Here is a 5705-nt window from a genome sequence, read left to right as displayed (position 1 = left end):
GTAGAATTTTGTGTCCCCAGCCCCATCCCCCCGAACCAGATGCAACTCACAACCGGGGGGTCGGGGGCTGCGGACAATTGTACGGCAGTAAGCACGATTGTGGACCAGTTCCCGTCCCGCGGGCTGTAGGAGGTAACATTTCCTTCCGCATCATACACTGGCAATTGCGTTGAGTTCCGCGAACCTTCCACGCGTCCAAACGAACCGGCAAATCCGGCAAGCGGCGATCCGCTGGTGCCAAACTCGCTGTTTACGTCGGTCATGCGGGGATAACTCAACGGGGACTGTTTCGTTCCGTACTTGGTCACATTGAGATACCCGTACTGCCAGCGGTAGCCTTGGTCCTGCCAGAAGTTCCCGACAGGATCATAGGAGATAGTCACCATGGTGCCATTAAACCTGACCGTTCCTGTTTCGGTTTCCAGCGTCAGAAAATACACCGGATCGCTTTCGTTCATGACCAAAAGCGATCCTGCCGATCTCAGCGGGTTTATGAATATATCACCCCCGCCCAGAGGCACCGGTTCGCTCAAGGCCGTCCCGTCTCTCCGGTCCGCAACCGCCCGCTCGATATCCGAAGAGAAATGCTGGAACGAGGATTCTACGCACTGGAGGTGTTCGATCTCTGCTGCCTGCTTCAGGGATGGGATATAGACGCCATTGAAGACCGCAAAAACCAATGCCACCGCAGCCAGGATGAGCATGACCGCAATGACCGGGGCTACGGCATCGTCTTTCATGGTCTCACGCTCCCGACCGTGCCGGAGAAGAGGACTGCCCTGCCGGTAGCGAGCGTTATACACTCGTTGCCGGTGAGCGATCGGCCCCGGGATATCGTGATATTGCTCTCGAGATCAAATGCCTGAGCATCCGGAACAAGAATGAAGTCATGGTCGCCATTCCTTGTAGTGTAGCGTATTACCGGTGCGGTAACGGAGTCATTGTCCCTGACAAGGACGTTAAGGTCCTCCGCTTTCACCCAGTCGCCACCTTTGTGCCAGAGCGTGATGGTGCCGTCAGTGATGTTATGGCTCATGCGAATAGTGACCGACGGGGTGCGCTCGGAAGGCAGGTAATTGGCAAGCGATGCCGAGAAGAGAGCCACGAGGATAAGGACGATCCCGATCATGAGCATCTCCCCCACCACTTCGGATACCGCCCCGGTGTTTTCACAATTCTGCTGCTGCATGGTTCACGCTCATATCATGAAAACGAACAGGGCTATTGCCGCTGCCAGGAGCACGATGCTGTGCTTGAAGCCGGCAAGGATGCTGTTCGAGCTGAACTGGCCGGCCATGATGCCGGAGAATGCCCCGAGGATGATCGCGATACGGAACATATCGGTGACGTTCTGTGCCAGGTTGAAATTGATGTTATATGTCGAGAAACTCACCATGAAGGGTCCGTTCAGCTGGTATGCCGTGAAGAGGTAGATGCCAAACGAGAGGTAGATGATCATGACATACACGATTGCCGTATTGGCCCGCTCGCGCTTCATCTTCAGGTAATGCTCGAAGTCCGTGATGGCGATCATGATTATCTGGCGCAGGTCGGACGTGATCTCCCCGGCCTTGACAAGCAGGGATATCGCACGCTTGACGGAGACCAGGCCGATCCGCTGGTCCATCCGGACTAGGGCGGTATTGACGTAGGACCCGGTGCTGACATCCCGCGTAACGTGCGTGAGTTCCGAACTCAAAACACCCAGTTTTGCAGAAGAGATCCGCAGGATAGCATCCGGCAGGGTGAGCCCGATCTCCTTCATGTCGGCAAGTTCCCGCAAAAATTCCGGGATGTGCTTTTCAATATTGTTCACGTACAGCCTCCTGCACTCGTAGGAGAGGGAAACGGGGATAAGGAATGTGATAATGATAAAACAGATGCCCGCCTCGAATGCGTTCTTCGGGAAGAGTATGCCAAGCGCCCCGCAGAAAAACAGGATTGCCACTGTTCCGGCACAAACCGCCCCAAGAACGATACCGTATGCATAATGGGAGATATAAGTGCGCAGGGGATGGCGCAGTTTTTCATAGAGGCGGAACTTCCGCTTCTTCGTCTCGATATGGCGATATAATTCCGGGTTTTCCAACGTTCCCTTCCGGACATGAGCGCCGGATCCCGTGCCGTACTCCACAGTCTCCCTGCTGCTCACTTCCAGGTTCTCCGGGGGAAGCATCAGGGAAAGGATCCAGATCATAACGATAGCACCGGCCGGGATGACAATATACATCATCGGGAGGAGCCAGGACATGGTCCCCTGGCTCGTCATTCCCTGGGCAACGATCATGATGATGAGGGCGATAGGTCCGGCAACGAATGCCGAGACATAAACCTCGGCCATGATCTCCATGGTCTTTAAGACAACGTCGAGCTCGCGCCGGGCCTGCTGGTGGAAGTACTCGGTCTTGGATGCAAGGTAGGCAGAGAAATCCCCGCCGCTCTCGAAGACAATACGGAGATCGTTGAAGAAATCCGACAGGAGAGGAGAGGGCGTGGTCTTCTGGAGGTTGTGCATGGCGGAGATCAGGTCATCACCGAAAAACTCTACGTCCCGGACTACCTGCCCGAATTCCCGTGAGACCTCGCCAAACATTTCCCGCTCCTCGTAAATACGGTGGATCACCATAAAGGGCGACATTGTTGTCGAGAGCGCCTGCATGTAGGAGATCGCGTACGGCAGTTCGAGGTCGATACGGCTCTTCCGGCCCCGGGCAATGATGCCAGGATACAGAACCTGGTACAGGAATAATCCGGGTACCATGACGGTGAAGAGGAGTGCCCAGAAGAGTACGGGCGGGACGATCGAAAACAGGCCAAACGATATCCCCGTGAAAGAGACGAATGCATAGAATCCTACAAAGATTGCCAGCGATGCAGCAACGGTGAGCCGTGTCGTGCGGAGATACCGTTCCGCGGTGACCGGCAGGTGGGCAGCCATCAGGTCGCGACCAAGCTGCCGTCCCAGTACGGCCATTTCGATCCGGGTCAACAACGACCCGTCCTGTCCGATAGAAAGAGACCCCTGCATCTCACTCACCCGAGCTGTGGATCGCGTTTGCGAGGTCGAGGATGTCCGGGGGTGGGACATCGAGGGCAAGCCGGAGGAACTCCTCGCGTTTCCTCAGTTCTTCTGCAACCTGCTCCGGCGACCATCCCCGCAGCACCGCGATCTCGTCGAGCACTTTCGATTCCGGTGAAATCCGTCTTGTTGTGTCGCTCTGGACATCCCGGAATAGAGGAGTCGGGGAATGATCGTTCCTTCGTCGTTCACGGTAATCTCGTTGATAGCGGAACAGCGCCGGACCCGCTGGTTGCCGTACGTGAAGACCGACTGGCTGATCACCAGGTCGAGCGCGGTGAACATGACCGGCGGCACGCTGATAGGCTCGTGGGTGAGCCGGTTGATTGCCTCCCTGACGCTCCCGGCGTGGAGGGTGGAGAGCGTTGCATGCCCGGTGTTCATGGCCTGGAAGAGCGTCTGGGCCTCCCGTCCCCGCACCTCCCCCACGATGATAAACTCGGGGCGCTGGCGCATGGAAGCTTTGAGAAGGGAAAAGAGGTCGATGTCCCCCTGGACGCCGGAAACCGTAAGCTCCCGTGTTATGGTTGCCAGCCAGTTTTTGTGGGGCAGCTGGATCTCGTGCGTGTCTTCGAGGGAGACGATCTTCGCGTTGAGCGGGATGAAGAGCGAGACCGCGTTCATGGTGGAGGTCTTGCCGCTTGCCGTCCCCCCGGCGATGATGAGGCTTTTCCGGTGTTCGATGACAAGCCAGAGAAATGCAAGTACCTCTGCACTGTACGTCCCGTACCGGATCAGGTCGAGTGGGGTCATGGGATCAGCACGGAACTTCCGGATGGTGAACGAGCTTCCCCGGAGGGAGACGATGTTGCTGAACGTGATCTGCACCCGGGACCCGCCGGGGAGGGTTGCGTCCACCATGGGATTCGAGAGTGAGATCTGCTTGTTTGCTTTCTGGGCAAGCTTGAGCACGAACTGGTCGAGTTCCCCCTCGCGGAACAGGATGTTTGTCGGCAGACTGCCATGGGTGCGGTGGAAGACAAAGACCGGCAGGTTCTCGCCATTGCAGCTGATGTCTTCGAGTGCCGGGTCCCGCATCAGGGCCTCGAGCGGCCCGTAGCCCGAATGGTCGCGGCGAAGGTAGTAGGAGAGAATTGCCAGCCGGTCGTTAGCGATACGGGGATGGAATTCCCGGATTATGTGGCTGATGGTTGAAGCATCCAGTCTTTCGGCCGGCGGGTTCTCCGGATTGTCATACACAATCACCTTTCGCAGGTGGCTGGAGGTCTCAAAGAGCACGGCCTGCTCCTCTTCGGTGAGAGACGGTTCGTCCACGGTATAGACAAAACCCTCGTTCCCCTTGCGGACAATCCGGACCGATGTGAATGGTGATTCGATCCAGTACTGTTCGAGGAGACCATGTTCTCGCCTGGATGGAAGCGGGAGAGCCTGCTCGATACTCAGTGATGCCTCAGGGACCCGGCTCCCGTGAACCGGAATGGTTTTTGTCGTGCCTGGCATTCCGTGTCGGGTTCCGGATGCGGGCTGGAACCGGTGCCATGCTGCACTGCCGGCAAGGGCCAGGGTTGCGAGGGATATGACCCCGAGGAGTCCCAGCACCGGGATCGGGAAGTCGATGAGGAGCGCTCCATACCCGGTGAGAAACGCAACGAGGAAGACTGCGAGGATCAGGACATCGCCGGTGTCGGTGCGGTTGCCAAGATATGCAGGGATGGCACGGAGCCGGGCAACTGACTTCCCAAAGCCAGCGAGGGGTTGTGCTGTCGGATTGTCCTCTGAATGGGGTAAGGAGGAGGCCTGTGCGAAAGATGGTGTCTTTACGGGACCTGCTCTGAACCCATAGAACGTATCTGTCAGGGTAGCGAGGATCACAAGAGCGCGATCGCGGATTGCCATCGGGTTACATTCCTCCGTAAAGAATCTCACGCAGTTCAGGTGGCAGGTCGGATTCCTGCGCTGAAGAAGCCGCAGATGCCTGCGCTACGGATTGAACGGGAGCTGTTCCCGTTGTGATTGAGAGCGTGACATCGACCGATTCACCGGTGAGGGTCAGGTGGTACCGGCCCTCACGGAAAATTTTCATGGTCTTATTCTCCGTCTGTGAACTGAATTCACGCCCGTACCCGTCTTCGGCAACAATTGCCCGTGTCTGGTTATCCCGCACCGTGAGGGCAAAATAGGGGCGGCTGATGGATTTTTTTACTTCACCTTTGCAGGAGTCCGGATTATTGAGGCAATCGTAGAGTGGTTTGACAGTAAACGTGATCCATAACGGACCTTTCAGGGAAGTTGCATTGACAGAGAGTCCGGTGGAGTTCCCGCGCAGGACATAGGTCTTTTTGAATTCGGGTGACCGGACATAGCGGGAGGGATCGATTGTGATGTTGAACTGCCGGGAGTGCTGCCCCGGGTAGGGGTCCGGTGTAAGTTCGGGAGGAGCGTCGGTGACGAGATCGGTTGTTGTCTTGGAGGCAACCGTGATTTCTGATAAGGTCCGGATTACCGGGTCGTGTTGGGCTGTTGGGAATTCCACCGCATCGTGCGGTTGGGTCGCTGATCCTTCTGAAGGTTGGTCGCCGGAATATTGCTGTGCTATTTTCAAGCATCCGGGGACCATGGCCAATGAGAAGATGAGAAGGGTCAGGACAAGTGCGCAGGATAGGGG

5 protein-coding genes and 1 pseudogene are annotated in these 5705 nt (G+C 56.9%); all 6 read right to left on the bottom strand.

The window, feature by feature from the left end; all coding sequences use genetic code 11:
- Positions 1-740: pseudogene (locus CW742_RS05890) on the bottom strand (hypothetical protein); the annotation flags it as partial.
- Positions 737-1189 carry a type IV pilin N-terminal domain-containing protein gene (locus CW742_RS05885; RefSeq protein WP_292417796.1) on the bottom strand — a complete coding sequence of 151 codons (453 nt, stop codon included), beginning with the start codon at positions 1187-1189 and terminating at the stop codon, positions 737-739. The pseudogene CW742_RS05890 and the gene CW742_RS05885, both read right to left, overlap by 4 nt.
- 9 nt (positions 1190-1198) lie before the next feature.
- Complete coding sequence (locus tag CW742_RS05880) at positions 1199-2989, bottom strand: type II secretion system F family protein (RefSeq protein ID WP_292417794.1); 1791 nt, start codon at positions 2987-2989, stop codon at positions 1199-1201.
- A 40-nt stretch (positions 2990-3029) separates the two neighbouring features.
- Complete coding sequence (locus CW742_RS05875) at positions 3030-3182, bottom strand: hypothetical protein (RefSeq protein ID WP_292417791.1); 153 nt, start codon at positions 3180-3182, stop codon at positions 3030-3032.
- Positions 3122-4936 carry a type II/IV secretion system ATPase subunit gene (locus CW742_RS05870; protein WP_292417789.1) on the bottom strand — a complete coding sequence of 605 codons (1815 nt, stop codon included), beginning with the start codon at positions 4934-4936 and terminating at the stop codon, positions 3122-3124. Before CW742_RS05870 ends, CW742_RS05875 begins: the two co-directional genes overlap by 61 nt.
- 4 nt (positions 4937-4940) lie before the next feature.
- The coding region (locus tag CW742_RS05865) for a hypothetical protein (protein ID WP_292417786.1) at positions 4941-5705 on the bottom strand (765 nt) is incomplete at its 5' end.

The sequence above is a fragment of the Methanoregula sp. genome (assembly GCF_002835825.1).
Classification (GTDB): Archaea; Halobacteriota; Methanomicrobia; order Methanomicrobiales; family Methanospirillaceae; genus Methanoregula.
Note: the sequence above shows the minus strand (reverse complement) of the source record. Positions and strands in the feature narration are given on the sequence as shown.

Excerpts from the sequence above, each read along its gene's own strand:
- CW742_RS05885 (WP_292417796.1), bottom strand. The coding sequence starts at position 1,189 with ATGCAGCAGCAGAATTGTGAAAACACCGGGGCGGTATCCGAAGTGGTG.
- CW742_RS05870 (WP_292417789.1), bottom strand. The coding sequence starts at position 4,936 with ATGGCAATCCGCGATCGCGCTCTTGTGATCCTCGCTACCCTGACAGAT.